General features: G+C 71.5%; 15 protein-coding genes. 10 read left to right on the top strand and 5 right to left on the bottom strand.

Annotated features, from left to right (window positions below; all coding sequences use genetic code 11):
* The first annotated feature begins 5 nt into the window (after window positions 1–5).
* Window positions 6–965, top strand: a complete 960-nt coding sequence (locus IO24_RS0104650; protein WP_031132104.1) for an acyl-CoA dehydrogenase family protein — start codon at window positions 6–8, stop codon at window positions 963–965.
* Here the strand turns inward: IO24_RS0104650 and qcrB are convergent.
* A complete protein-coding gene (gene qcrB / locus IO24_RS0104645; RefSeq protein WP_031132102.1) occupies window positions 940–2,595 on the bottom strand; it encodes a cytochrome bc1 complex cytochrome b subunit in 1,656 nt (551 codons plus the stop codon). The two genes, IO24_RS0104650 and qcrB, sit on opposite strands and share 26 nt — an antisense overlap.
* Window positions 2,596–2,718: 123 nt before the next feature.
* Window positions 2,719–3,453, bottom strand: coding sequence for a vWA domain-containing protein (locus tag IO24_RS0104640; RefSeq protein ID WP_031132100.1), 735 nt, complete (start codon window positions 3,451–3,453; stop codon window positions 2,719–2,721).
* Window positions 3,454–3,628: 175 nt separating this feature from the next.
* On the opposite strand from IO24_RS0104640, the gene IO24_RS0104635 reads away from it, so the two are divergent.
* From IO24_RS0104635 to IO24_RS0104625, 3 genes are read left to right on the top strand one after another with little or no spacing between them, the layout of a single operon-like run.
* A complete protein-coding gene (locus tag IO24_RS0104635; RefSeq protein WP_234335195.1) occupies window positions 3,629–8,737 on the top strand; it encodes an HD domain-containing protein in 5,109 nt (1,702 codons plus the stop codon).
* Window positions 8,734–9,078, top strand: a complete 345-nt coding sequence (locus IO24_RS0104630) for a hypothetical protein (protein WP_031132097.1) — start codon at window positions 8,734–8,736, stop codon at window positions 9,076–9,078. Before IO24_RS0104635 ends, IO24_RS0104630 begins: the two co-directional genes overlap by 4 nt.
* A complete protein-coding gene (locus tag IO24_RS0104625) occupies window positions 9,075–9,527 on the top strand; it encodes a hypothetical protein (RefSeq protein WP_031132095.1) in 453 nt (150 codons plus the stop codon). Before IO24_RS0104630 ends, IO24_RS0104625 begins: the two co-directional genes overlap by 4 nt.
* A 104-nt stretch (window positions 9,528–9,631) precedes the next feature.
* Here the strand turns inward: IO24_RS0104625 and IO24_RS0104620 are convergent, their stop codons facing one another.
* The 3 genes from IO24_RS0104620 to IO24_RS0104610 form a co-directional block, all read right to left on the bottom strand.
* On the bottom strand, window positions 9,632–11,095 hold the full coding sequence (locus tag IO24_RS0104620; RefSeq protein WP_031132093.1) for a glutamate synthase subunit beta: 1,464 nt from the start codon (window positions 11,093–11,095) through the stop codon (window positions 9,632–9,634).
* Window positions 11,088–15,695: a glutamate synthase large subunit gene (gene gltB, locus IO24_RS0104615; protein WP_078899152.1), complete on the bottom strand. Its 4,608-nt coding sequence runs from the start codon at window positions 15,693–15,695 to the stop codon at window positions 11,088–11,090. The genes IO24_RS0104620 and gltB overlap by 8 nt, the downstream gene beginning before the upstream one ends.
* 382 nt (window positions 15,696–16,077) lie before the next feature.
* Complete coding sequence (locus IO24_RS0104610) at window positions 16,078–16,809, bottom strand: VIT1/CCC1 transporter family protein (protein ID WP_031132089.1); 732 nt, start codon at window positions 16,807–16,809, stop codon at window positions 16,078–16,080.
* Between the two features lie 214 nt (window positions 16,810–17,023).
* Between IO24_RS0104610 and IO24_RS0104605 the strand changes: the two genes are divergently transcribed.
* Genes IO24_RS0104605 through IO24_RS0104580 form a run of 6 tightly spaced genes read left to right on the top strand, consistent with a single transcriptional unit; the run spans window position 17,024 to window position 23,800 of the window.
* On the top strand, window positions 17,024–18,031 hold the full coding sequence (locus IO24_RS0104605; RefSeq protein ID WP_037667172.1) for an ADP-ribosylglycohydrolase family protein: 1,008 nt from the start codon (window positions 17,024–17,026) through the stop codon (window positions 18,029–18,031).
* Window positions 18,028–19,266 (top strand): ADP-ribosylglycohydrolase family protein, encoded by a 1,239-nt coding sequence (locus IO24_RS0104600; RefSeq protein WP_234335194.1) that lies wholly within the window; start codon window positions 18,028–18,030, stop codon window positions 19,264–19,266. Before IO24_RS0104605 ends, IO24_RS0104600 begins: the two co-directional genes overlap by 4 nt.
* Before the next feature lie 7 nt (window positions 19,267–19,273).
* Window positions 19,274–20,443 carry an ADP-ribosylglycohydrolase family protein gene (locus IO24_RS0104595; RefSeq protein ID WP_031132083.1) on the top strand — a complete coding sequence of 390 codons (1,170 nt, stop codon included), beginning with the start codon at window positions 19,274–19,276 and terminating at the stop codon, window positions 20,441–20,443.
* Window positions 20,431–21,792, top strand: coding sequence for an ADP-ribosylglycohydrolase family protein (locus tag IO24_RS0104590; protein WP_031132081.1), 1,362 nt, complete (start codon window positions 20,431–20,433; stop codon window positions 21,790–21,792). The genes IO24_RS0104595 and IO24_RS0104590 overlap by 13 nt, the downstream gene beginning before the upstream one ends.
* A complete protein-coding gene (locus IO24_RS0104585) occupies window positions 21,789–22,988 on the top strand; it encodes a CaiB/BaiF CoA transferase family protein (protein WP_031132079.1) in 1,200 nt (399 codons plus the stop codon). Before IO24_RS0104590 ends, IO24_RS0104585 begins: the two co-directional genes overlap by 4 nt.
* Complete coding sequence (locus tag IO24_RS0104580; RefSeq protein WP_031132077.1) at window positions 22,985–23,800, top strand: HpcH/HpaI aldolase/citrate lyase family protein; 816 nt, start codon at window positions 22,985–22,987, stop codon at window positions 23,798–23,800. The genes IO24_RS0104585 and IO24_RS0104580 overlap by 4 nt, the downstream gene beginning before the upstream one ends.
* The last annotated feature ends 12 nt before the right edge of the window (window positions 23,801–23,812 follow it).

Below are 23,812 nucleotides of genomic sequence, written 5' to 3'. Positions count from 1 at the left end.
CTCTGATGCGCTTCCTCCTCGATCCCGAGCAGCGGGCCTTCGCCGCGTCCCTGGACGCCCTGCTCACGGCGGCGGACACACCGGCGGTGATACGGGCCTGGAGCCGGGGCGACCATACGGGCGGGCGGGCGCTGTGGTCCCGCGTGGCCGGAGCGGGCGTGTTCGCGCTGGCGGTGCCGGAGGCCTGCGAGGGGCTGGGCCCGCGGCCTGTCGAACTGGCCGTGGCCTTCGTGGAGCTGGGCCGCCACGCGGTGCCGGGACCGCTGGTGGAGACGGTCACGGCGGCGGTGCTCCTCACGGGGGCCGGCCCCGGGGCCGCCAAGCGGCTGCTGCCGGCACTGGCGTCCGGCGAGACGATGGCGACGGTGGCCCCCGAGGGTGCGTACGCCCTGGACGGCGACGCGGCCACCCTCCGGCTCTCCTGGGAGCCCGACGGCATCCGGCTCTCCCCCGGCCACGGCCCCGTCCTGCCCTCCCTCGACCCGGCCCGCCGGCTCACCCCCCTCACCCCCGGGGGTGAGCTCCTCGGTCCCCCTCCGGAAGAGGCCCTCACCTGGGCCCGCCTCGCCACCGCCGCACAAGCCCTCGGCGTGGGCCTCGCACTGCTCGACAGAACCGTCGGATACGTCACGCAGCGCACCCAGTTCGGCGTCCCCGTCGGATCGTTCCAGGCGGTCAAGCACCGGCTGGCCGACGCGAAGACGGCCCTGGAGTTCGCGCGCCCGCTGCTCTTCGGTGCCGCGCTCACGATGCGTCCGGCCGACGTCGCCGCCGCCAAGGCCGCCGCGTGCGAGGCGGCGTACGCCACCGCCCGTACCGCGCTGCAACTGCACGGGGCGATCGGCTACACCGCGGAGTACGGCCTGTCGCTGTGGCTGACCAAGGCCCGGGCCCTGCGCACGGCCTGGGGCGGCCCCGAGGCATGCCGGGGCCTGGTCGTCAGTGCCGGTGATCGCCGCTGGTGATCTCCCGGTACTCCTCCACCGTCGGCTTCTCGATCCGCGCGTCGGGCCCGAACATGGCCTTCGCCAGCCGGGCACGCAGCCGCTCGGACCGCTTGACCCTGCGGCGGACACCCCCCGCGTCGACCTCGCGCCCGACCTCGTACGGCGGGTGCTGCTCGTGCTGGGTGAGCGTGAACAGGTCGGCCCGCGTGAGGGGCTCGTGAACCTCGATGTACTCGCCGGTCGGCAGCCGCTTGATCGTGCCGCTCTCCCGGCCGTGCAGCACCGCGGCACGGTCGCGGCGCTGCAGGCCCATGCAGATCTTCTTCGTGACGACGAAGGCGGCGACCGGCAGCACGAAGGCGCCGATCCGCACGAACCAGGTGATCGCGTTGATGGACAGATGCAGGTGGGTGGCGACGATGTCGTTGCCGCCGCCGATCAGCAGTACTGCGTACAGGGTCAGCCAGGCCACGCCGAGGCCGGTGCGCACGGGCGCGTTGCGCGGCCGGTCCAGGATGTGGTGCTCGCGCTTGTCGCCGGTGATCCACGCTTCGATGAAGGGGTAGACGCCGAGGGCGAGCAGGATCAGCGGGAAGAGCGAGAAGGGGATGAACACGCCGAGGACGAGCGTGTGCCCCCAGAGGTTGATCTCCCATCCCGGCATCACCCGGATCAGGCCCTCGGAGAAGCCGAGGTACCAGTCGGGCTGGGCGCCGGTGGTGACCAGGTCGGGGCGGTAGGGACCGAACGCCCACACGGGGTTGATCTGGGCGATCGCGCCCATCACCGTCAGGACGCCGAAGACGAGGAAGAAGAACCCCCCGGCCTTGGCCATGTAGACCGGCAGGAAGGGCATCCCGACGACCGAGCGCTCCTTGCGTCCCGGGCCCGGGAACTGGGTGTGCTTGTGGTAGAAGACCAGGATCAGATGGGCGGTCACCAGCCCCAGCATGATCCCGGGCAGCAGCAGGACGTGGACGGGGTACAGCCGCGAGATGATGTCCTCGCCCGGGAACTCCCCGCCGAACAGGAAGAACGCCACGTACGTCCCGACGATCGGGATCGACAGGATGGCGCCGTGCGCGAAACGCAGGCCGGTGCCGGACAGCAGGTCGTCGGGGAGGGAGTAGCCGGTCAGGCCGGTGATGATGCCGAGCATCAGCAGGGTCCAGCCGAACACCCAGTTCAGCTCGCGCGGCTTGCGGAAGGCGCCCGTGAAGAACACCCGCATCATGTGCACCAGCATGCCGGTGATGAAGACCAGCGCCGCCCAGTGGTGGATCTGCCGGATCAGCAGCCCGCCGCGCACATCGAAACTGATGTCCAGGGTGGACTCGAACGCCCTGGACATGAGGACGCCGTTGAGCTCCGTGTAGGAGCCGTCGTAGACGACCTCCTGCATGCTCGGCTCGAAGAACAGGGTGAGGTAGACACCGGTGAGGATCAGCACGACGAAGCTGTAGAGCGTGACCTCGCCCAGCATGAAGGACCAGTGGTCCGGGAAGACCTTGCGCATGTTGGCCTTGGCCAGGGCGTAGAGCCCGAGCCGCCCGTCTGCCCAGTCGGCGAGCTTCTCGCCCTGGCCGGCGGGAGGTCTCCTGCGGGCGGAAGCCGTCCCGTACACCCGTCGTGCGCCGTCGTCGCCCATACGTCGTCGCCTCCCGGTCGGATCCTTCCCAGCGTGGCACGGCGTCGCGGCCGTGCAAACGGGGCGTACGGACGGTTGGGCCAAGGGGCGGAGCGGCTGGGCCAGGGGGGGCGAGCGGGCGGCTCAGCGACTGCCGGGATCCTTCACGATCCCCTGCGCCCGCGCGGCCACGAGCCACTTCGGGAACTCGCCCACCAGCCGGTCGTACAGCTCGGCGTCCGGGACCTGCCGCGGATCCTGCCCCGCGTGGAAGAACCCGGCGTTGTCGACCACCCGCTTGCCCGGCACGGCCAGCTCGTCGAGCTTGCGCAGGAAGTCGAACTGCTTGCTGCCCGGGTCGCCGAACCCGACGAACTGCCAGAACAGCGGAAGCCCGGCAGCCTTGCAGAGGTACCGCTCGGCGGCGAGCTTGTTGATGGGCCCGCCGTCGGTCTGGAACACGACCAGGGCGGGCTCGGCCGCCCCGCTGTCGAGGTAGTGGTCGATCACGGTGTCCATCGCCAGGTGATAGCTGGTCTTCCCCATGTGCCCGAGCCCGGCCACGATCCGCTCGACCCTTCCCCGGTGGTCGGCGAGCGCGATCTCGGTGACGGCGTCGACGTCGGTGGAGAAGAACACCACGGGCACGCTGCCGTCGTCGTCAAGATGCGCCGACAGCCCGAGCACCCGGTCGGCCAGCGCCTGCACACTGCCGTCCTTGTAGTACGGCTTCATCGAGCCGGAGTAGTCGACCACGAGATAGACCGCGGCCCGCAGCCCGCCGATGCCGTGCTTGGCGAGGGAGACGCCGGCGCTCTTGTAGAGGTCCACCAGGGCGGGGGCGGTCTCTTCGACCTTGGTGAGACTGATCGCGGCCATATGAGGTCCCCCTTACCACCCGGCTCTCGATCACCGGGACTGGGCCAGAGAGTACGGCAAACGGCAGCTCGGAAGATGTCTGCTCTGCGATGATTGCCTACTCGTCACACAAGGGGGACGCGTGGGATCGGGGCGGGCAGAGGCCACTGGAGCAGGCACGCGGCGGGCGTTGGTCGTGGGGGTCGCGCGGACGGCCGCGCTGGAGAGGGACGAGCATCTCGCCCAGCGGTTTCCCCCTCTCGAGTCCGCCTTCGAGGACGTCGAACTCGTCAGCCGGGCGTTGCGTCAGTCGCACTACGAAGTACGGCAGGAGCGCAACCCGGGCGGCTCCGAACTGCTGGGCGCCCTCCAGGAGTTCTTCGACACGTGCGCACCCGGTGACACAGCGTTTCTCTACCTGTCCTGTCACGGCACGACCGTGGGCAAGCGGGACCACCTCCTGCCCGCCGACGCGCAACCGGGCCGCTCCGACCCGGCCGGGGGCCGGTCGTTGCTCGACCGCACCCTCATACCCGCCGACCCCGAGGGACTGCTCGACGGGCTGCCCGACGGTGTGACGACGGTCGTCTGTCTGGACACCTGCCGCGCCGAGGAGCCCACCCCCCAGGCCGAGCAGAGCAGGAAGACCGTGCTCTCGGCTGTCGAGGACGTGTACTGGCTGTACAGCTGCAGCCGGGGCGAACGCTCCTACGCCGACCCCCAGGAAGGCAGCTGGTTCGGCCGTGCCCTGGCCAAGGCTCTCGCACCGACGACCCAGCCGACCACGTTCGCCGACCTCGTCCGGTACACCCGAACGACGGTACGCAGGAACGCTTCGGACGCGGGCGTCAGACCACCCACCGTCGAGCGGTACTTCCCTCACGGCCTGAACGCGGACGGCCCGGGGCCGGTGCTGTGCGAGGGCGCGCAGGAGGCGTACCGGTGGACCACCATGATCGAGCAGTCGGTCCTGTGGCAGTACACCTCGGGCACCGGCATCGTCCACGAGAAGGTCAAGAAGCGGCTCGGCGCGCTCGTGGAGCACATCGTGGACTCCCTCTCCACCGAGGGCGCGCACCACGACGACCCATGGACCGACCCGACGTATCCGGTCCGGGTGGTCGATCAGCTGGAGGGCCTCGTGACGCGGGCCCGTCTGGAGGGCCGTGACCTTCTGTCGCCCGCCGAGACGGCAGCGCTGCTCGCCGCGCCCGTCGTGCAGGAGGGCGTCGCCGCGATCGCGCTCGAGGACCTGCGCAGGGCGATGCCCGAGGGCATGGACGTCAAGGGCCCGGACGACACACCCGAAGAACACGACCGCCTGGTCCGGGGCGCCGCCCACGACGTGGCCCGTGCGCACTCCCAGGTCCGGCGCACGGTCGCGACCCTGCGCCGCCGTGGTCTCAAGGAACAGACAGCGGCCGCGGACCATTGGCTGCGGCACCGCTTCATCACCGACTGGGACCTGCTCTGGGAACGCACGGGCGACTACACGGCCGTGGACACGATCCTGGACCTGCTGGTGAGCGCGATCCTGGACGCGGCCGCGGCCCCGTCGGCCGCACCGGTCCGCGACACGACCCGACTCACCATCGACGGCCAGGTGCGCCAGGTCCTCGGCCATCTCACGGTGCACCCGAGTTCCAGTCCGCGCATCAACGACGTGCGCAGCGGCGATGACTGGAACACCTACCCTCCGGTGCCCGGCAACCAGTGGCGCGCCTCGGACCTCGCCCGCCTGCTGTGGACGGCCGGTCTCCAGGCGGCCGACCCGCGCCGGATGTCGAGCGTCCTCGTCGACCACCTCGGCGCGCACGACCCGCTGGACCCCGACGACGTGGTGGCCGCCCTGTCCGCCGACTTCGGCTACGACGTGACGCCCCTGGGTGACCGGGACGACCGCTCCTATGAACTCACCGTGCGGTTCGCCTGCCCCCATCCGGCGCTGCATGTGGCCGTCGAGGAACTCGCCGCGCGGACGAACGCGACCGTGAGCCTGCTGCACCAGGAGTGTCAGAAGGCCCGGACGACCCCGCCGGCCCTGCTGCGCGGATTCCCCGAGCGGGTCACGTGTGAGCAGCTCGTCCCGCTGGACGACGGGTACAAGCAGCCCTTGGAGCGCTTCCGTCTGGCCGAGGACGAGATCCGCCCCCTGCTGATGGGCACGCAGCTCTACGGCGACCCGATGCTGGCGGTGCGGGAGCTGTACCAGAACGCTCTGGACGCCTGCCGCTACCGCGACATGCGTCGCCAGTACGGCGCGACTCAGGGGAGGCCGGGGCCCGACTGGCATCCGAAGATCACGTTCACGCAGGGCTGGGACACCGAGGGCAGGCCGTACATCGAGTGCACGGACAACGGTTCCGGCATGAACCGCGCCAAGCTGACCTCAATGTTCGCCCGTGCCGGCAAGCGGTACGAGCAGGACCCCGAGTTCGTCCAGGAACGCCGCAACTGGCGCCGCGCCGAGCTCGGCGAGATGCCCCTCAACTCCCGTTTCGGCATCGGCGTGTTCAGCTATTTCATGCTGGCGGAGGAGGTCGTGGTCTGGACGAGTCCCGTGGACCACTACGGACGTGCCTTGCAACTGGAACCATTGCGCGCGGAAATTCAGTCGGGCTCGGGGCTGCTGCGGATCGGTGAGGATCCCCGTCTGGCACTGGACGGGGGGACCCGGGTGCGGCTGTACCTGGGCGAGGACCTGGCTCAGCGGTCTTCGTTGATCAAGACCCTCGAGTCCTTTCTGTGGGTGGCGGACTTCGAGGTCGAGGCCCGGGAGTACGCGAGGCAGGACGCCGCATCGCCCGTGGAGCAGTGCCGTTGGGAACCGGGCATGCTCACGCCGCCGGCTCCGAAGCCCTGGCGCCACAAGGCCGCTCAGGGCATGCGGGACATCTGGCTGGTGCAGGGAAGGGGCCAATGGCTGCTGGACGGGGTGGTGATCAAGGATGCGCCGGAGGTTTTCGGCCGGATCGTCAACCTGCGTGAACGGCACCGTCCGGAACCGAGCGTGGACCGCAACAACCTCATCTCCTGCGACTGGCGGGCGGTGACCGCCGAGCTCCTCGAGGCCACCGAACGAGCCGTGACCCAGTGGACCGAGGTCTCGCTCTCGTGGCTGTGGGAGCTCGCCGCCCAGTCGCCTCAGCTGGCCGTCAAGGTGCTCGACTCGCTGCCTCGTGACATGACCGCGGTCATCGATCCGTCGAGGACGGCCCGCCGCAAGCACCTGCCTCGGGCGGTCAACCTGTCGACCGCGGGGTGCCTGCCCGTCGACGGTGACGTCTCCGCGACCGGTTCCCCCTGGCGTTCGGTCATGGGGGAGCATGAGGCCACCCTCGTGCGGAGATGGCAGGACACGCGGCTGTGTGTGCCGGACGCGGGGCCGCCGTTCCTGCCCCCCGGGTATCCGGAGCCACGCAGCCTGGACGCCGTCCTCTTCCCCAAGAACTCCGAGCCACGCGGGTGGGAGACCGCCCTGCACGCGGCCCGAGTCGCCGTGGTTCCGGTAGGCGACACGCTGAGAGCACTGCGCCGCTACGCGATAGCCGGTCTCGACGTTCCCGCGGCCGGGAATGTGCGCGCCCTGCGCTCCGTGTGGCCGTCCAGGGCACTGGTCGACCTGTGCGCCGCATACGGATCCGCGCTCCGTGGGAACGGCATGAACGCGGCGCGCAAACCGGCCTTGCACGCGCCGCTGCTGCTGATCGCCGCGCGGCACCACATGCCGCTGGGCCGGGCCGTCGCGCTCCTGGAACAGCTCCGGGCCTGGCAGCCCGACCTGCCGGCGCCTCCCAGCCTCGACGAGGAACTGGAAGCGGTGACTCCCGCGACGCTCGACGCGGCGCTGCTGGTGAACGAGGAGCTGGACCCGGACGCAAGGATGTGGCCCGGCGAGCTGGGCGTCATCGATCTCCTCACGCGAGGCGACGCGAATGTCTCACTCGCTGACTTGATGGCACGCATCCGGCGCTTCGAACCGCTCGGCTTCTCGCTGCGCGCGCAGCCGTCCGGGGCAGCACTGGATCACGGCCCTCTCAAACCCTCGGAGCGGGCTCTGTTCGTCCGCCTCGGCGGACCCGTCATGAGGCAGTCGTATCGCGGCGACGATCTGTCCCTCGTCGACCTGCTGTTACTCGCCGCCGAATTGGGGCTGCCGCCGAATGAGCTCGCGACGCGTGTGAACGCTCTCACGCCGGTGACGGGCATCAGGGCCGCGCTGCCGCCGCACGATCTGGCCGACTGGATTCCGTCACGCCTGGCCTCGGAGGCACTCCGAGCAGTCCGTCGCAACCCCCACAAGCGCCTGTCTCCCTGGGACTTCGTCAGGGCCACCGTGGGGCCGGGGGCTCCGTCCGCATTCGAGCGATTCGGCTCCGGGGTTGATCTCCAGGAGGCCGAGGAGGTACTGCACCGTCTCGAGAAGGCCGGTCTGCTCACCGACGATTTCGAGGGAAAGATCGACCAAACGCTTCGCCAGCTGGAGTCCACGGGCCATCCTCTGGTGCGGGTCTTCCCGTCCCGGGGGGTCACGCGGCAGCCCGGGTTCCGCGTCGAGGCGCCCGCCCTGATCCAACTCAGTGTCAGCGAGCGGCGCCCCATCGGGGACGTGGTGGAGAGGCTCACCGGTGAGCAACTGCACCTGCCGCTGTCCGTCGCCCGGCCCGCTCGCGACGTCCTCGCTCTGCAGGCGACCTCCGAGGACACCAACGTTCTCTTCACCATAGGGGGGTTCATCACAGAGCTCACGATCCAGGCACTGCTGCGCCATGCCAGGAGCACGCGCCGCACGGTCGCCGCTTCCATCGAGCACCTCGGCCGTTTCACCGCTCTGGGCGCTCCACCGACCCTGTGCGACCTCGCCGCCCCTGAGGCGGCCGCCCTGCACGACTTCACACCGCACCTGTTCGACCTGGCCGCGTTCGATCACGGCCTGCTCGGCCCCGGCCTCCTCGGTCCCCTCGAGCTGGTCCGCACGGCAGGCCGCTTCGACTGGACGCTCGGCAAGACCTACGCCCGCTACGCCCCCTTCGCCTGCCTCGGACTCGACGTCACCGTCCGCAGACCAGAAGGGCAGGTGGCCGACCGCGTACCCGACTGGCAGGACCTGATCCTCCTCACCGAGCAGCTCACCGGCCGGTCGCCCGCCTTGACCGGCGCGGTCGGCCCGGAGCACATCACCCTCTGCGCGGAGGAGACGGAATTGTCCGAGACAAAGGTGCGCGAGCGTCTGGCGCGGTATGCGGACCTGTTCTCCCTCGAACTCCCGGCCGACGGCCCTCACCTGGAAGGCACCACCGAGTGACGCCCCCGATCGAGTACGATCCCGACGCCGTCCACCCTGCCCTCCTCACCTTCCGCTGGATCGTGCGCAGGAACGGCGACGACGCCTCGTACGAAGCATCCGGGACCTGTCCGGTCTGCACCTGTCCGATGACGAGGAGATGGACCTTCGGACAGCCTCCGGTGGCCAAGGGCGGCTTCTTCGGCCGACGCGAGGAGCCGGGGCCGGAGCCGTACTACACCGTGTGCCAGTGCCGCACGCTGCATATGAACCGTCCCCCGAGTGAGCCCCTGGGCTGTGGTGCCCTGCTGGCCATCGCGCCCCCGCCCGCCCCCGGATCGTCCGCCGGAGCGACGCCATGACCTTCACGCCCACCCCCCAGCAGATCCGCGACGCGGACCGCCGGGGCCGCGAGACGGCCTCTCCGGAACGGCAGTTGCAGGCGGCGACACAGCAGGCGGAGGGATACCGGAACTTCCTGGCCTCGCTCACCGGTCTGCTCACGGCCGTCTTCGTGCTCAAGGGCCAGGAGGACCTGAGCAAGCTGGCCGACACGCCGCGCTGGTGGGTGATCGGACTGCTGATCACCGGCTTCCTCGCCCTCGTCGTCGCCTCCTGGCTGGGCGTCATCGCCGCGCACGGGCGGCCCGGTGAGGAGATCCTGCTGGAGGCGGGCAGGCTCTTGCGGTACGAGAAGGAGCGGGCGAGGACGATCTGGCTGCTGGTGGAGTGCGCCCGCTGGCTGGCCTTGGCCGGCGTCTTGTGCGTGGCCGCCGCCGTCATCGTCACCTGGGTCACCCCAGGGACGTAGGCGGACGTGCGACAGCGCCCGCCCTGTCGTCCGGTCGGGGACTGCTGGGCGGGCGCTGTCAGTGTTCCGCACGCCGTTGTGCGGGACGTCTTTCCGGGGTGTGGTCAGACCATCAGGGCCCGGTCCGTCGGGCGGATCGGTGCCGGCAGCTCGCTCGCACCCGTGAGGGCGCGGTCCACCCCGCGCGCCGCCGAGCGGCCCTCCGCGATGGCCCAGACGATGAGCGACTGGCCGCGGCCGGCGTCACCGGCGACGAACACGCCCGGCACGTTGGTCTGGTAGTCGTCGTCGCGGGCGATGTTGCCGCGCTCGTCGAGCTCCAGGCCGAACTGCTCGACCAGGCCGTTCTCGCGGTCGGTGCCGGTGAAGCCCATGGCGAGGGTGACCAGCTGGGCGGGGATCTTGCGTTCCGTGCCCGGCTTCGGGGTCAGCTTGCCGTCGATGAACTCCACCTCGGTGAGGTGCAGCCACTGGACGTTGCCGTCCTCGTCGCCCTCGAAGTGGGTCGTCGAGACCGAGTAGACCCGCTCGCCGCCCTCCTCGTGGGCCGAGGTGACCTTGTACAGCATGGGGAAGGTCGGCCAGGGCTGGCTGGTCGGGTGCCGCTCGTCGCCCGGACGGGGCATGATCTCCAGCTGGGTGACGGAGGCCGCGCCCTGACGGTGGGCGGTGCCCACGCAGTCCGCGCCGGTGTCGCCGCCGCCGATGACCACGACGTGCTTGCCCTCGGCCGAGATGGGGGGCGCCACGAAGTCGCCCTCCTGGACCTTGTTGGCCAGCGGCAGGTACTCCATGGCCTGGTAGACGCCCTTGAGCTCACGGCCCGGCACCGGCAGGTCTCGGGCCATGGTCGCGCCGACGGCCAGGACGACCGCGTCGTAGCGCTTCTTCAGGTCCGTGGCCTTCAGGTCGCGGCCGATCTCGATGCCCGTGCGGAAGCGGGTGCCCTCCGCGCGCATCTGCTCGATACGGCGGTTGATGTGCCGCTTCTCCATCTTGAACTCGGGGATGCCGTAGCGGAGGAGGCCTCCGATGCGGTCCGCGCGCTCGTAGACGGCGACGGTGTGGCCGGCGCGGGTCAGCTGCTGGGCGGCGGCCAGGCCCGCGGGGCCGGAGCCGATGACGGCGACGGTCTTGCCGGACAGGCGTTCCGGGATCTGCGGGGCGACGTCCCCGGTCTCCCACGCCTTGTCGATGATCGAGACCTCGACGTTCTTGATGGTGACCGGCGGCTGGTTGATGCCGAGCACACACGCCGACTCGCACGGAGCCGGGCACAGGCGGCCGGTGAACTCCGGGAAGTTGTTGGTGGCGTGCAGGCGCTCCTGCGCGGCCGCCCAGTCCTCGCGGTAGGCGTAGTCGTTCCACTCGGGGATGAGGTTCCCCAGCGGGCAGCCGTTGTGGCAGAACGGGATGCCGCAGTCCATGCAGCGACTGGCCTGCTTGCTGATGATCGGCAGCAGCGAGCCGGGGACGTAGACCTCGTTCCAGTCCCGGACGCGCTCCTCGACGGGGCGGGACTTGGCGAGCTCGCGCCCGTGGTTCAGGAAGCCCTTCGGGTCAGCCATTGATCGCCGCCTCCATCATCTTCTCGTGGGTCTCGGTCTCGGAGAGACCGGCTCGCTCGGCGGCTTCCTTGGCGGCGAGCACTGCCTTGTACGTGCTGGGGATGATCCTGCTGAAGCGCTCGACAGCGGTGTCCCACTCGGCCAGGAGCTTCTCGGCGACGGTGGAGCCCGTCTCCTCCTGGTGGCGGCGGACCACGTCGTGCAGCCACTGCTTGTCGGTGTCGTCCAGCGCCTCGACGGCGTCCAGGTTGCCGACGTTGACGTTGTCGCGGTCCAGGTCGATCACGTAGGCGATGCCGCCGGACATGCCGGCCGCGAAGTTGCGGCCCGTCTCACCGAGCACCACCGCGTGGCCGCCGGTCATGTACTCGCAGCCGTGGTCGCCCACGCCCTCGGAGACGACCGTCGCGCCGGAGTTGCGGACGCAGAACCGCTCGCCGACCTTGCCGCGCAGGAACATCTCGCCGCCGGTGGCGCCGTAGCCGATGGTGTTGCCGGCGATGACGCTGTACTCGGCGAGGTGGTCGGCCGCGCGGTCCGGGCGGACGACGATCCGGCCACCGGACAGGCCCTTGCCGACGTAGTCGTTGGCGTCGCCCTCCAGGCGGAGGGTGACACCGCGCGGCACGAAGGCGCCGAAGGACTGGCCGGCGGAGCCGGTGAAGGTGATGTCGATGGTGTCGTCGGGCAGGCCCGCGCCACCGAACTTCTTCGTCACCTCGTGGCCGAGCATGGTGCCGACCGTGCGGTTGATGTTGCGGATCTGCACCTGGGCGCGCACCGGCTGGGCGTCGGTGGCACCGGACGCGGCGAGCGCGTCGGCGGCCAGCTTGATCAGCTGGTTGTCGAGCGCCTTCTCCAGGCCGTGGTCCTGCGCGATGAGCTGGTGGCGCGCCGCGCCCTCGGGCAGCTCGGGCACGTGGAACAGCGGTGCGAGGTCCAGGCCCTGCGCCTTCCAGTGGTCGACGGCCCGCGTGACGTCGAGGGTCTCGGCGTGGCCGACGGCCTCCTCGATGGAGCGGAAGCCCAGCTCGGCGAGGATTTCGCGGACCTCTTCGGCGATGTACTTGAAGAAGTTCACGACGTACTCGGCCTTGCCGTTGTACCGCTCGCGCAGGACCGGGTTCTGCGTGGCGATGCCGACCGGGCAGGTGTCCAGGTGGCAGACGCGCATCATGACGCAGCCGGAGACGACGAGCGGCGCGGTCGCGAAACCGAACTCCTCGGCGCCGAGCAGCGCGGCGATGACCACGTCGCGGCCGGTCTTCAGCTGGCCGTCGGTCTGGACGACGATGCGGTCGCGCAGGCCGTTGAGCAGCAGCGTCTGCTGGGTCTCGGCGAGGCCGAGCTCCCAGGGACCGCCGGCGTGCTTGAGCGAGGTGAGCGGCGAGGCGCCCGTACCGCCGTCGTGACCGGAGATCAGGACGACGTCCGCGTGTGCCTTGGAGACACCCGCGGCGACCGTGCCGACGCCGACCTCGGAGACCAGCTTCACGTGAATCCGCGCCTGCGGGTTCGCGTTCTTCAGGTCGTGGATCAGCTGGGCCAGGTCCTCGATGGAGTAGATGTCGTGGTGCGGGGGCGGCGAGATGAGGCCGACGCCCGGCGTCGAGTGACGCGTCTTGGCGACCCACGGGTAGACCTTGTGGCCGGGCAGCTGGCCGCCCTCGCCGGGCTTGGCGCCCTGGGCCATCTTGATCTGGATGTCGTCGGAGTTGACCAGGTACTCGGAGGTCACACCGAAGCGGCCGGAGGCGACCTGCTTGATGGACGACCTGCGGGCCGGGTCGTACAGGCGCTCCGGGTCCTCGCCGCCCTCACCGGTGTTGGACTTGCCGCCCAGCTGGTTCATGGCGATGGCGAGGGTTTCGTGCGCCTCCTGGGAGATGGAGCCGTACGACATGGCGCCCGTGGAGAAACGCTTGACGATCTCGGAGACCGGCTCGACCTCGTCGACGGAGATCGGCTGCCGGCCGGACTTGAAGCCGAAGAGACCGCGCAGCGTCATCAGCCGCTCGGACTGCTCGTTCACGCGCTCGGTGTACTTCTTGAAGATGTCGTAGCGGCCGGAGCGCGTGGAGTGCTGGAGGCGGAAGACCGTCTCCGGGTCGAACAGGTGCGGCTCGCCCTCGCGGCGCCACTGGTACTCGCCGCCTATGTCCAGCGCGCGGTGCGCCGGGGCGATGCCGGAGGCCGGGTAGGCCTTGGCGTGGCGGGCGGCGACCTCCTTGGCGACGACGTCGATGCCGACACCGCCGATCTTGGTGGCGGTGCCGTTGAAGTACTTCGCGACGAAGGCCTCGTCGAGGCCGACGGCCTCGAAGACCTGGGCGCCGCGGTAGGAGGCGACGGTCGAGATGCCCATCTTGGACATGACCTTCAGCACGCCCTTGCCGAGGGCGTAGATGAGGTTGCGGATGGCCTGCTCGGCCTCGATGCCGGGCAGGAAGGTGCCAGCGCGGACCAGGTCCTCGACGGTCTCCATCGCCAGGTACGGGTTGACGGCGGCGGCGCCGTAGCCGATGAGCAGGGCGACGTGGTGGACCTCGCGGACGTCACCGGCCTCGACCAGCAGGCCCACCTGGGTGCGCTGCTTGGTGCGGATGAGGTGGTGGTGGACGGCCGCGGTGAGCAGCAGCGACGGGATCGGCGCGTGCTCGGCGTCCGAGTGGCGGTCCGACAGGACGATCAGGCGGGCGCCGTTCTCGATGGCGGCGTCGGCCTCGGTGCAGATCTCCTCGATGCGCGCGGCCAGCGCGTCACCGCCGCCGTGCACCCGGTACAGGCCGGAGAGCGTCGCGGCCTTGAAGCCGGGCATGTCGCCGTCGGCGTTGATGTGGATGAGCTTGGCCAGCTCGTCGTTGTCGATCACCGGGAAGGGCAGCAGGACGCTGCGGCAGGAGGCCGCGCTCGGCTCGAGCAGGTTGCCCTGCGGGCCGAGCGACGAGCGCAGGGAGGTGACCAGTTCCTCGCGGATCGCGTCCAGCGGCGGGTTGGTGACCTGCGCGAACAGCTGGGTGAAGTAGTCGAAGAGCAGCCGCGGGCGGTCCGACAGGGCGGCGATCGGCGAGTCGGTGCCCATCGAGCCGATCGGCTCGGCGCCGGCCTTGGCCATCGGCGCGAGGATGACGCGCAGCTCCTCCTCGGTGTAGCCGAAGGTCTGCTGGCGGCGGGTGACCGAGGCGTGCGTGTGCACGATGTGCTCGCGCTCGGGCAGGTCGGACAGTTCGATCTCGCCGGCCTCGACCCACTCCGCGTACGGGTTCTCGGCGGCGAGTTCGGCCTTGATCTCGTCGTCCTCGATGATGCGGTGCTCGGCGGTGTCGACGAGGAACATGCGGCCGGGCTGCAGGCGGCCCTTGCGGACGACCCTGGCCGGGTCGATGTCCAGGACGCCGACCTCGGAGCCGAGGACGACGAGGCCGTCGTCGGTGACCCAGTAGCGGCCGGGGCGCAGGCCGTTGCGGTCGAGGACCGCGCCGACCTGGGTGCCGTCGGTGAAGGTGACGCAGGCCGGGCCGTCCCAGGGCTCCATCATCGTGGAGTGGAACTGGTAGAAGGCGCGCCGGGCCGGGTCCATGGAGTCGTGGTTCTCCCACGCCTCCGGAATCATCATCAGCACGGAGTGCGGCAGGGAACGGCCGCCCAGGTGCAGGAGTTCGAGGACCTCGTCGAAGGAGGCGGAGTCGGAGGCGTCCGGCGTACAGACCGGGAAGATCCGGTCGATGGCCTTGTCGTCGGAACCGAACAGGTCCGAGACGAGCTGCGACTCGCGGGCCACCATCCAGTTGCGGTTGCCCTTGACGGTGTTGATCTCACCGTTGTGCGCGACGAAGCGGTAGGGGTGGGCCAGCGGCCACGAGGGGAACGTGTTCGTCGAGAACCGGGAGTGCACGAGCGCGATCGCGGAGGCGAAGCGGCGGTCGGACAGGTCCGGGAAGAAGGGCTCCAGCTGGCCGGTGGTCAGCATGCCCTTGTAGACGATCGTCCGCGAGGACAGCGACGGGAAGTACACGCCGGCCTCGCGCTCGGCGCGCTTGCGCAGCACGAAGGCCTTGCGGTCGAGGGCGATGCCCGTGGCGGGCGCGGCCGTGCCGTCGCTGACGAAGATCTGGCGGAAGGCCGGCATGGTCGACCGGGCGGTGGCACCGAGCAGCTGGGGAGCGACCGGCACCTCGCGCCAGCCGAGGACGGTCAGGCCCTCGTCGGAGGCGATCGTCTCGATCTGCGAGACGGCCTCGTCGGTGAAGTCCTCCGGCAGGAAGGCGATACCGACGGCGTAGGCACCGGCGTCGGGCAGGTCGAATCCGGCCACGTCGCGGAAGAAGGCGTCCGGGACCTGCGACAGGATGCCGGCGCCGTCGCCGGAGTCGGGCTCGGAGCCGGTGGCGCCGCGGTGTTCGAGGTTGCGCAGGACGGTCAGAGCCTGCTCGACCAGGGTGTGGGACGCCTCGCCGGTGAGGGTGGCGACGAAGCCGACGCCGCAGGCGTCGTGCTCGTTGCGGGGGTCGTACATACCCTGCGCAGCAGGGCGAGCATCCATGAAGGACCAGTTCTGGCCATTCGCGGAATGCTGGGACGGCTGGCGCGGCGTACGCATCGGCTCTCCCGTCGTCGTCATGTGGCATATGCAAGTGCCGAGGGACGACGTTGGCCCTCGCGTGATCGCAAAATTTCGTGCAGGTTACATGATGGAGCGGTTCTCGGGAAGCGGGATAATCCGTTCCAGCATGCGGACACTGCGGGTTCGCGGCGGGGGTACCGCGCCAGCAGTGGAAGCTATGGAGGGACCGCACGGAACGATCGGGTCAGATCGATTTCCGCCGGCCCGGGGAGCGGGGCGGGCGTCTTCGCCCACCCAGCTGAGGGTGCGCGGCGAGCGTCGTTGCCCGCAGCGCTTACGGCTCATGCCCGGTGGTCGCACATTCGAAACCAGCGAGTAACGGCTACTTATGCGGCCTCACGCATAGATCCGAGCCGCACTATCCTACGGCCGTTCCGAACAAGGTGCCCAGGGCGTACGTCACACCGGCCGCCGCGCCTCCCAGGAGCAGCTGCCGCAGCCCGCTGTACCACCAGGTGCGTGCCGTCACCTTGGCCACCACCGCACCGCACAGGAAGAGCCCGAGCAGCGCCAGCAGCACGGCCGGCCACATACTGCTCGCCCCCAGCAGATAGGGCAGGACGGGAATCAGCGCACCCAGCGCGAAGGAGCCGAAGCTCGACACGGCGGCCACGGTCGGCGAGGGCAGATCACCGGGGTCGATGCCCAGCTCCTCCCGGGCGTGGATCTCCAGCGCCTGCTCGGGATCCTTCGACAGCTGCCGGGCCACCTCGCGGGCCAGTGGCGGCTCGACGCCCCTCGACTCGTAGAGCGCGGCGAGCTCGGCCTCCTCGTCCTTGGGGTGCTTGCGCAGCTGGCGCCGCTCCACCTCGAGCTCGGCCTCGACGAGCTCTCGCTGCGCGGCGACGGAGGTGTACTCGCCGGCGGCCATGGAGAAGGCGCCGGCGGCCAGACCCGCGAGCCCGCTGAGGACGACGGTGTGCTGGCCGACCGCCCCGCCGGCGACACCGGTCATCAGGGCGAGGTTGGAGACGAGGCCGTCCATCGCACCGAACACCGCGGGACGCAGCCAGCCGCCGTTCACGTCCCGGTGCGTGTGGTTGTCCCGATGCGCCTCGTGCAGCGCCGCCTCGGTCTCGATGATGGCCATGGAAGATCCTCACTCCCCGTTCTTTGGACACGTTCCAGAGTTTTACAACGACAAAACTACGCCCCGAATTCCATCGCCGCCAGCAAGGAAAGGCTGCGCTAACCTGCGGTTTTACCGTTTCGCGCTCACCTGATCATGGCCGCGCGCAGATGTCGACCGGGTGATGCTGGGGCTCGTGAGGCTCGGCGGAGTCACGGAGTGGGACACATGCCGTATGGCATCCATCGCCTGCATCCCCTCCCTCCCGGCGCCCGGGGACGCCGCCGGGCTTCGCGAACGGGCCCGCGGCGCGCTGCTGGGCCTGGCCGTCGGCGACGCCCTCGGGGCGCCGGCCGAGAACATGAAGCCCTCCGAGATCCGCGCCCGGTGGGGACGGATCACGGGGTACGTCGCCGAGAAGCCGGCGGGCACCGACGACACCGAGTACGCGATCTTCTCCGGCCTCCTGCTGGCCCGGCACGGCTCCGCACTCACCCCGGCCCATGTGGAAGCGGCCTGGCACGAGTGGATCGCCGACCGCGACGAGGGCCCCTTCCGGGGCGCCGGTTTCAGCGAACGCGGCACGCTGGAGAACCTGCGCCGGGGCCTGGCCGCCCCGATCTCCGCCCAGCACCGGCACGCCTGGAGCGACGGTCTGGCCATGCGCGCGGCCCCCTTCGGGGTGTTCGCGGCGGGCCGCCCCGCGGAGGCGGCCCGGCTGGTCGCGATCGACGGTTCGGTGAGCCACGACGGCGAGGGCATCTACGGCGGCCAGGCGGTGGCGGCGGGCGTCGCGGCGGCGATGGCGGGCGCCCCGTCGATCGCGGTCGTGGCCGCGGCCCTCGCGGTCGTACCCGACGACTCCTGGACGGCCCGCAGCCTGCGCCGCGCGGTGGCCGTCGCCCACCGCGGCGAACGCGCGGTCCGCTCCGCGGTCGTCATCGGCGGCTACCCCTGGACGGATCTGGCCCCCGAGGCGGTCGCCCTCGCCTTCGGCGCGTACGCGGCGGCCGACGGCGACTTCGAGCAGTCCGTCCTGACCGCGGTGAACATGGGCCGCGACGCGGACACGACGGCGGCGGTGGCGGGCGCGCTGGCGGGTGCGAGCCGGGGTGTCTCCGCCATTCCGCCGGCCTGGGCCACGGCCATCACCCCGGCCCGCGGGTCATGCCTCCCGGCGATGGCGGGCTACCACGTCCTGGACGTGGCGGACCTGCTGACACCGGCGGAGGTTCTCTCGTGACGACGTACGAAGTGGAGGCCGCCGACGGCGAGATCGCCCCACGGGAGACCAGGGCCCCTCGGGTGACAGTCACGGGCGGTGCGCGGGCGGGAGACAAACGGGCCGAAGGCGAAACCGAGGCCACGAGAAGGCTCGAAGGCCTCCTGCTCGGCCTGGCCGCCGGAGACGCCGCCGGCTGGCCCGCCGCCCGCCACAGAGCCGCCCGCATGCCCGACTGGACCCGCCGCCTCACCCGCGAACTGGACACCTTCGCCGAACACAACGCGACAACGACCCTCCCCGTGCCCATCGCCCTGAACCAGCCTCCGGAGCCCCTCCGGCTGGGCCCCTCCGACGACGCCGAGTGGGCGGCCTTCGCCGCTGAAGCCCTCCTGCGCGCCGGCGACGACACCGTCCTGAACGACCTCAGCCGAGAGCGCCGCACCCGCGCCGCCATCGACCTCACCTGGAACGCCCTCGCCAGTGAGGTCGCCGCGGCAGCACAACGCGCCCCCGAGATCGAGTCCGCCGTCCTCCCCCTGCGTGCCCGCATCTCCGTCCGCGCCGGCCTCGGCAACCTCGCCACCGGCCTGCGCCCGCCCGCCACCGGCCACGACAACCCGCACTACTTCGACGACGCCGCCTGCGTACGCGCCTGCGTCCTGGCCGTGGCCCACCCCGGCGATCCGGGACGCGCCGCCGGCCTCGCCGAGTTCGACGCCCGCTACACCCAGGACGGCGACGGTGTCCACGGCGCCCGCGCCATGGCGGCGGCGCTCGCCCTCGCCCTGGCCGGCGCGGACGTCGACGCCTGCGTCACGGCGGCCCTGGCCGAACTCCCCGCTGAGACGGAGATCGGCCGCAACGCCCGGCACGCCCTGAAGCTCGCCGCCGCCGCGGACAGCGCCTTCGCCCTGGTCCCGCCCCTGGAGCACCAGATCGTCGACCACGTCTACAGCTACGGCATCGCCGCCGCCGAGACGGTCCCGGTCGCCCTCGCCCTGGCCACCGCCGCCCGCGGCCGCATCGCCGAGGCGGTCCCCGCGGCGGCCTGCCTGTCCCGCGTCGCGGACTCCGCCCCGGCCCTGGCGGGCGCCCTGACCGGCGCCCTGGGCGGCGGCGCGTCGATCCCCGCCTCCTGGCGGGAGACCTGCCGCACCCTCTCCGGCTGCGCCCTGCCCCGTCTCACCGGCACGGACCTCGTGGAACTCGCCGACCTCCTGGAAGCCGTACAACCGGCCCGCCCGGGTGGATGATGCGGCCATGCAGCCCAAACCACATCAAAACACCCTCCTGGACGAGCGGATCACCGGCGCCCTGGTCGGGGCCGCGGTCGGCGACGCTCTCGGCGGTCCCGTCGAGGGCTACGCGCCCGAGCAGATCCTCGAACGCCACCGCGGCCGCGTCCACGGCATCGTCGGCCCCTGGCACGGCGACGACTGGCGCACGGCCCGCCCCCTCGCCCCGTACCACAAGGGCGACGGCCACGTCACCGACGACACCTTGATGACCCACGCCCTGATCCGCGTCTACACCCGGGTCCGCGACCACCTCGACGCCTACGCTATCGCCGACCACCTGGTCCCGGACCTGATGACCGAGCCGCGCTGGATCCCGGAACTGGAGTCCGAGGCCCTCCCCCTCCAGCGGATCTTCCTGGCGGAGAAGTGGCTGGTGACGAGGATCCACTACGGCCACACCGACCCCCGCGAGGCCGGCACCGGCAACATCGTCAACTGCGGGGCGGCGATGTACATGGCCCCGGTCGGCCTGGTCAACGCGGCCGATCCGCGTGCGGCCTACGCCGAAGCCCTCGACATCGCCGGCGCTCACCAGTCGTCGTACGGCCGTGAGGCGGCGGGCGTCCTGGCCGCTGCCGTGGCGGCGGCGTGCACCCCCGGCGCGACCCCGGACTCGGTCGTCTCGACGTGTCTCTCCCTCGCGAAGGACGGCACCCGGGCCGCGATCGAGCGGGTCTGCGAAGAGGCCCGTCGTCACACGGACTTCGAGTCGGCACTGCGCCCGCTGCGCGAGGCGGTGGCCCCCTACGACACGGTGGGCCCCGACTACCGTGCCCCGTCGCTCGGCGCCCGTCGCCCGTCCCGCCTCCATTCGATCGAGGAACTCCCCATCGCGCTGGGCATGTTGCTCGTGGCGCGGGGCGACTACCGCCACGCGGTCCTCGGGGCGGTGAACTACGGCCGCGACTGCGACTCCATCGCCACGATGGCCGGCGCGCTGGCAGGCGCCCTGGGCTCACCGGTCCCGGAGGAGTGGGCCAAGACGGTCGCGGAGGCGAGCCGCCTGGACCTCTGGGAACCGGCGGCCGCCCTCACCGCGGTGACCCGCGAGATCTTCGCCCGGGACGTGACCCGCCGCCGCACCCACGAGCAGGCCTTCGCGTCCCTCGGAGGCCAGGAATGCTCCGACTGACCTGGGTCCAGCCGGAGGACCTGATCGGCCACGAACTCCGCCAGGCGGCCCAGGACGGCCGGGAGCCGAAAGGTATCGCAGCCCGCTGGCGAGCGGCGGGCGGCCCGGAGGCTCCGGCCACCGCGGGCGCGTCCCCCACCCCGGCGTCCCGATACCTCCGCCAACTGGCTGAGGACCTCCTGGACGAACTGGCCGACCTCCCGAGCGCGTTGGCGGACGACGAACCAACGGAGCTGGAGAAGATCAGGTCCGCCTGCCCCGACTGGCCGGAGCCCGTGGGCACCCCGGCCACCACCCAGCACCGCCTCGAAGCCGCCTGGCTCGGCCGCGCCACCGGCTGCCTCCTGGGCAAACCGGTCGAGAAGCTCCCCCTCGACGCCATCCGCCGACTCGCCCGGTCCACCGGCAACTGGCCCCTCACCACCTACTTCACCGCCCGGGGCGTCCCCGAGGACCTCCTGAGGCAGCACCCCTGGAACCGCCGCTCGGCGAGCACCTCCCTCGCCGAGAACATCGACGGCATGCCCGAGGACGACGACCTCAACTACCCCCTCCTCAACCTCGTCCTCCTCCGACACCACGGCAAGGCCTTCACCACCACGGACGCAGCCCGCGTCTGGCTCGACGAACTCCCCGCCGGCCGCACCTTCACCGCCGAACGCATCGCCTACCGCAACCTCCTCACCGGCCTGGAACCCCCGCACACCGCCCGCCACCGCAACCCGTTCCGCGAGTGGATCGGCGCACTGATCCGCGCCGACGTCCACGGCTGGACCAACCCCGGCCACCCGGCCGCGGCAGCCGAACAGGCCCACCGCGACGCCGTCCTCACCCACACCGCCAACGGCGTCTACGCGGCGATGTTCACGGCGGCCGCCATCGCCGCGGCGGCGAGCGGCGGACACGACATCCACACCTGCCTGCGCACCGGCCTCGCCGTCGTCCCCCCACGCTCCCGCCTGGCCCGGGCGGTCCGCCAAGCCGTCCAACTGGCCCACGAGCGCGAAGACTTCGACACGGTCGTCGACGCACTCCACGCCCTCCACGCCCGCACCCACCACTGGGTGCACGCCGTCCCCAACACCGCCCTGACCGCCGCCGCCCTCACCCACGCGAACGGCGACTTCGCCGGCTCCATCTGCCGCGCCGTGAGCGGCGGCTGGGACACCGACTCCAACGGCGCCATGGCCGGCTCCATCGCCGGGCTGCTGGCCGGACACCCCGCGGCGCTTCCCCACCGCTGGACGGCACCCCTGAAGAACCGGCTGTCGACGTCCGTCGGCGACTTCAACGGCATCGGTTTCGACACCCTCGCCCACCTCACGCACCGGGAGACCCACCGCCCATGACCGCGCCCACGACCGCGCCCCTCACCGGCCTGCGCGTCCTCGACCTCGCCACCCTCTTCGCCGGCCCGATGGCCGCCACCCTGCTCGGCGACTTCGGCGCCGAGGTCGTCAAGATCGAGCACCCGAGGAAGCCGGACCCCTCCCGCGGCCACGGCCCGTCGAAGGACGGCGTGGGCCTGTGGTGGAAGATGCTCGGCCGCAACAAGCGCACCATGACCCTCGACCTGTCGAAGCCCGGCGGCCGCGCCACCCTCCTGCGGATGGCCGCCACCACCGACGTGATCATCGAGAACTTCCGCCCCGGCACCCTGGAGAAGTGGGACCTGGGCTGGCCGGAGCTGTCGGCCGTCAACCCCCGGCTCGTCCTGGCCCGCGTCACCGGCTTCGGCCAGTTCGGCCCCTACGCGCACCGCCCCGGCTTCGGCACCCTGGCCGAGGCGATGAGCGGCTTCGCCGCGATCACCGGCGAACCGGACGCGCCCCCGACACTCCCGCCGTTCGGCCTGGCCGACTCCATCGCGGGCCTGACGACGGCGTACGCGGTGATGACGGCGCTGGCCGCCCGCGAGCGCACCGGCGAGGGCCAGGTCGTCGACATGGCCCTGATCGAACCGATCCTGGCCGCCCTCGGCCCCCAGCCCCTCTGGTACGACCAGCTCGGGCACGTCCAGCCCCGCACCGGCAACCGCTCCCCCAACAACGCACCGCGCGGCGTCTACCGCACCGCGGACGGCACCTGGGTGGCCGTCTCCACCTCCGCCCAGTCGGTCGCGGAGCGCGTGATGCACCTGGTCGGCCGCCCGGAACTGATCGACGAGCCCTGGTTCGCCTCGGGCGCCGACCGCGCCCGGCACGCCGACGTCCTGGACGAGGCGGTCGGCGGCTGGATCGCCGCGCGCACCCGCGCCGACGTCATGGCCGCCTTCGAGAAGGCCGAGGCGGCGGTGGCCCCGGTCCAGGACGTCCGGGACGTGATGGCGGACCCGCAGTACCAGGCCCTGAACACCATCACCACCGTCGACGACCCCGAACTCGGCCCGCTGCGCATGCAGAACGTCCTCTTCCGGCTCTCCGCCACCCCCGGCGCGATCCGCTGGGCCGGCCGCCCGCACGGCGCCGACACCGACGAGGTCCTGACCGAGCTGGGCCTGTCGCCGGACGACGTCACGGCGCTGCGTGCGGAGGGCGCCCTGTGACGGCGTACCCGCTCACCTGGCTCTACGCCCCGGGCGACCGCCCCGACGTGGTGGCGAAGGCCCTCGCCTGCGGAGCCGACGTGGTCGTCGTCGACCTGGAGGACGCGGTCGCCCCCGACCGCAAGGCCTACGCCCGCGCCGCCACCGCCGACCTGCTCGAAGACGTGCCACCCGTCCCGGTCCATGTCCGCGTCAACGCCCTGGACAGCCCCTGGGGCGAGCAGGACATCGCGGCCCTGACCCCGGCTCCCGGGCTCTCCGGCCTCCGCCTCCCCAAGATCACCTCACCCGCCGGGATCACCCACGTCGCGCACCGGGCCGCTCGGGCCGATCTGTACGCGCTACTGGAGACGGCCCTCGCCGTGGAGCAGGCGTACGCCATCGCCTGCGCCCATCCGAACCTGCGCGGCATCGCACTCGGCGAGGCAGACCTGCTGGCCGACCTCGGCGTACGCGACGACACGGGCCTCGACTGGCCCCGCTCCAGGGTGGTCGTGGCGGCCCGGGCCGCCGGTCTGCCCCCGCCGCCCCAGTCCGTCCACCCGGACACCCGCGACCTGGACGGGCTCGCCGCCTCCTGCGCCCGTGGCCGGGCCCTGGGTTTCCTCGGCCGCGCCGCGATCCACCCCCGCCAGCTCCCGGTGATCGAACGCGCCTACCTGCCCACCGGGGCGGAGATCGAGCGGGCGGAGACGGTCCTCAAGGCAGCCGCCACGGAGCGGGGCGCCCAGGCGCTCCCGGACGGCCGCTTCATCGACGCGGCGGTGGTGACGGCGGCCCAGCGCACCCTGTCCCTGGCCCGCCGCCGCTGACATACAGAGAGC

Source organism: Streptomyces flavovariabilis (assembly GCF_000725785.1).
Lineage (GTDB): Bacteria > Actinomycetota > Actinomycetes > Streptomycetales > Streptomycetaceae > Streptomyces > Streptomyces hawaiiensis.
Note: the sequence above shows the minus strand (reverse complement) of the source record. Positions and strands in the feature narration are given on the sequence as shown.

Excerpts from the sequence above, each read along its gene's own strand:
- IO24_RS0104595 (WP_031132083.1), top strand. The coding sequence starts at position 19,274 with ATGCAGCCCAAACCACATCAAAACACCCTCCTGGACGAGCGGATCACC.
- IO24_RS0104590 (WP_031132081.1), top strand. The coding sequence starts at position 20,431 with ATGCTCCGACTGACCTGGGTCCAGCCGGAGGACCTGATCGGCCACGAA.
- IO24_RS0104585 (WP_031132079.1), top strand. The coding sequence starts at position 21,789 with ATGACCGCGCCCACGACCGCGCCCCTCACCGGCCTGCGCGTCCTCGAC.
- IO24_RS0104625 (WP_031132095.1), top strand. The coding sequence starts at position 9,075 with ATGACCTTCACGCCCACCCCCCAGCAGATCCGCGACGCGGACCGCCGG.
- IO24_RS0104605 (WP_037667172.1), top strand. The coding sequence starts at position 17,024 with ATGGCATCCATCGCCTGCATCCCCTCCCTCCCGGCGCCCGGGGACGCC.
- IO24_RS0104640 (WP_031132100.1), bottom strand. The coding sequence starts at position 3,453 with ATGGCCGCGATCAGTCTCACCAAGGTCGAAGAGACCGCCCCCGCCCTG.
- gltB (WP_078899152.1), bottom strand. The coding sequence starts at position 15,695 with ATGCGTACGCCGCGCCAGCCGTCCCAGCATTCCGCGAATGGCCAGAAC.
- qcrB (WP_031132102.1), bottom strand. The coding sequence starts at position 2,595 with ATGGGCGACGACGGCGCACGACGGGTGTACGGGACGGCTTCCGCCCGC.
- IO24_RS0104650 (WP_031132104.1), top strand. The coding sequence starts at position 6 with ATGCGCTTCCTCCTCGATCCCGAGCAGCGGGCCTTCGCCGCGTCCCTG.
- IO24_RS0104620 (WP_031132093.1), bottom strand. The coding sequence starts at position 11,095 with ATGGCTGACCCGAAGGGCTTCCTGAACCACGGGCGCGAGCTCGCCAAG.
- IO24_RS0104610 (WP_031132089.1), bottom strand. The coding sequence starts at position 16,809 with ATGGCCATCATCGAGACCGAGGCGGCGCTGCACGAGGCGCATCGGGAC.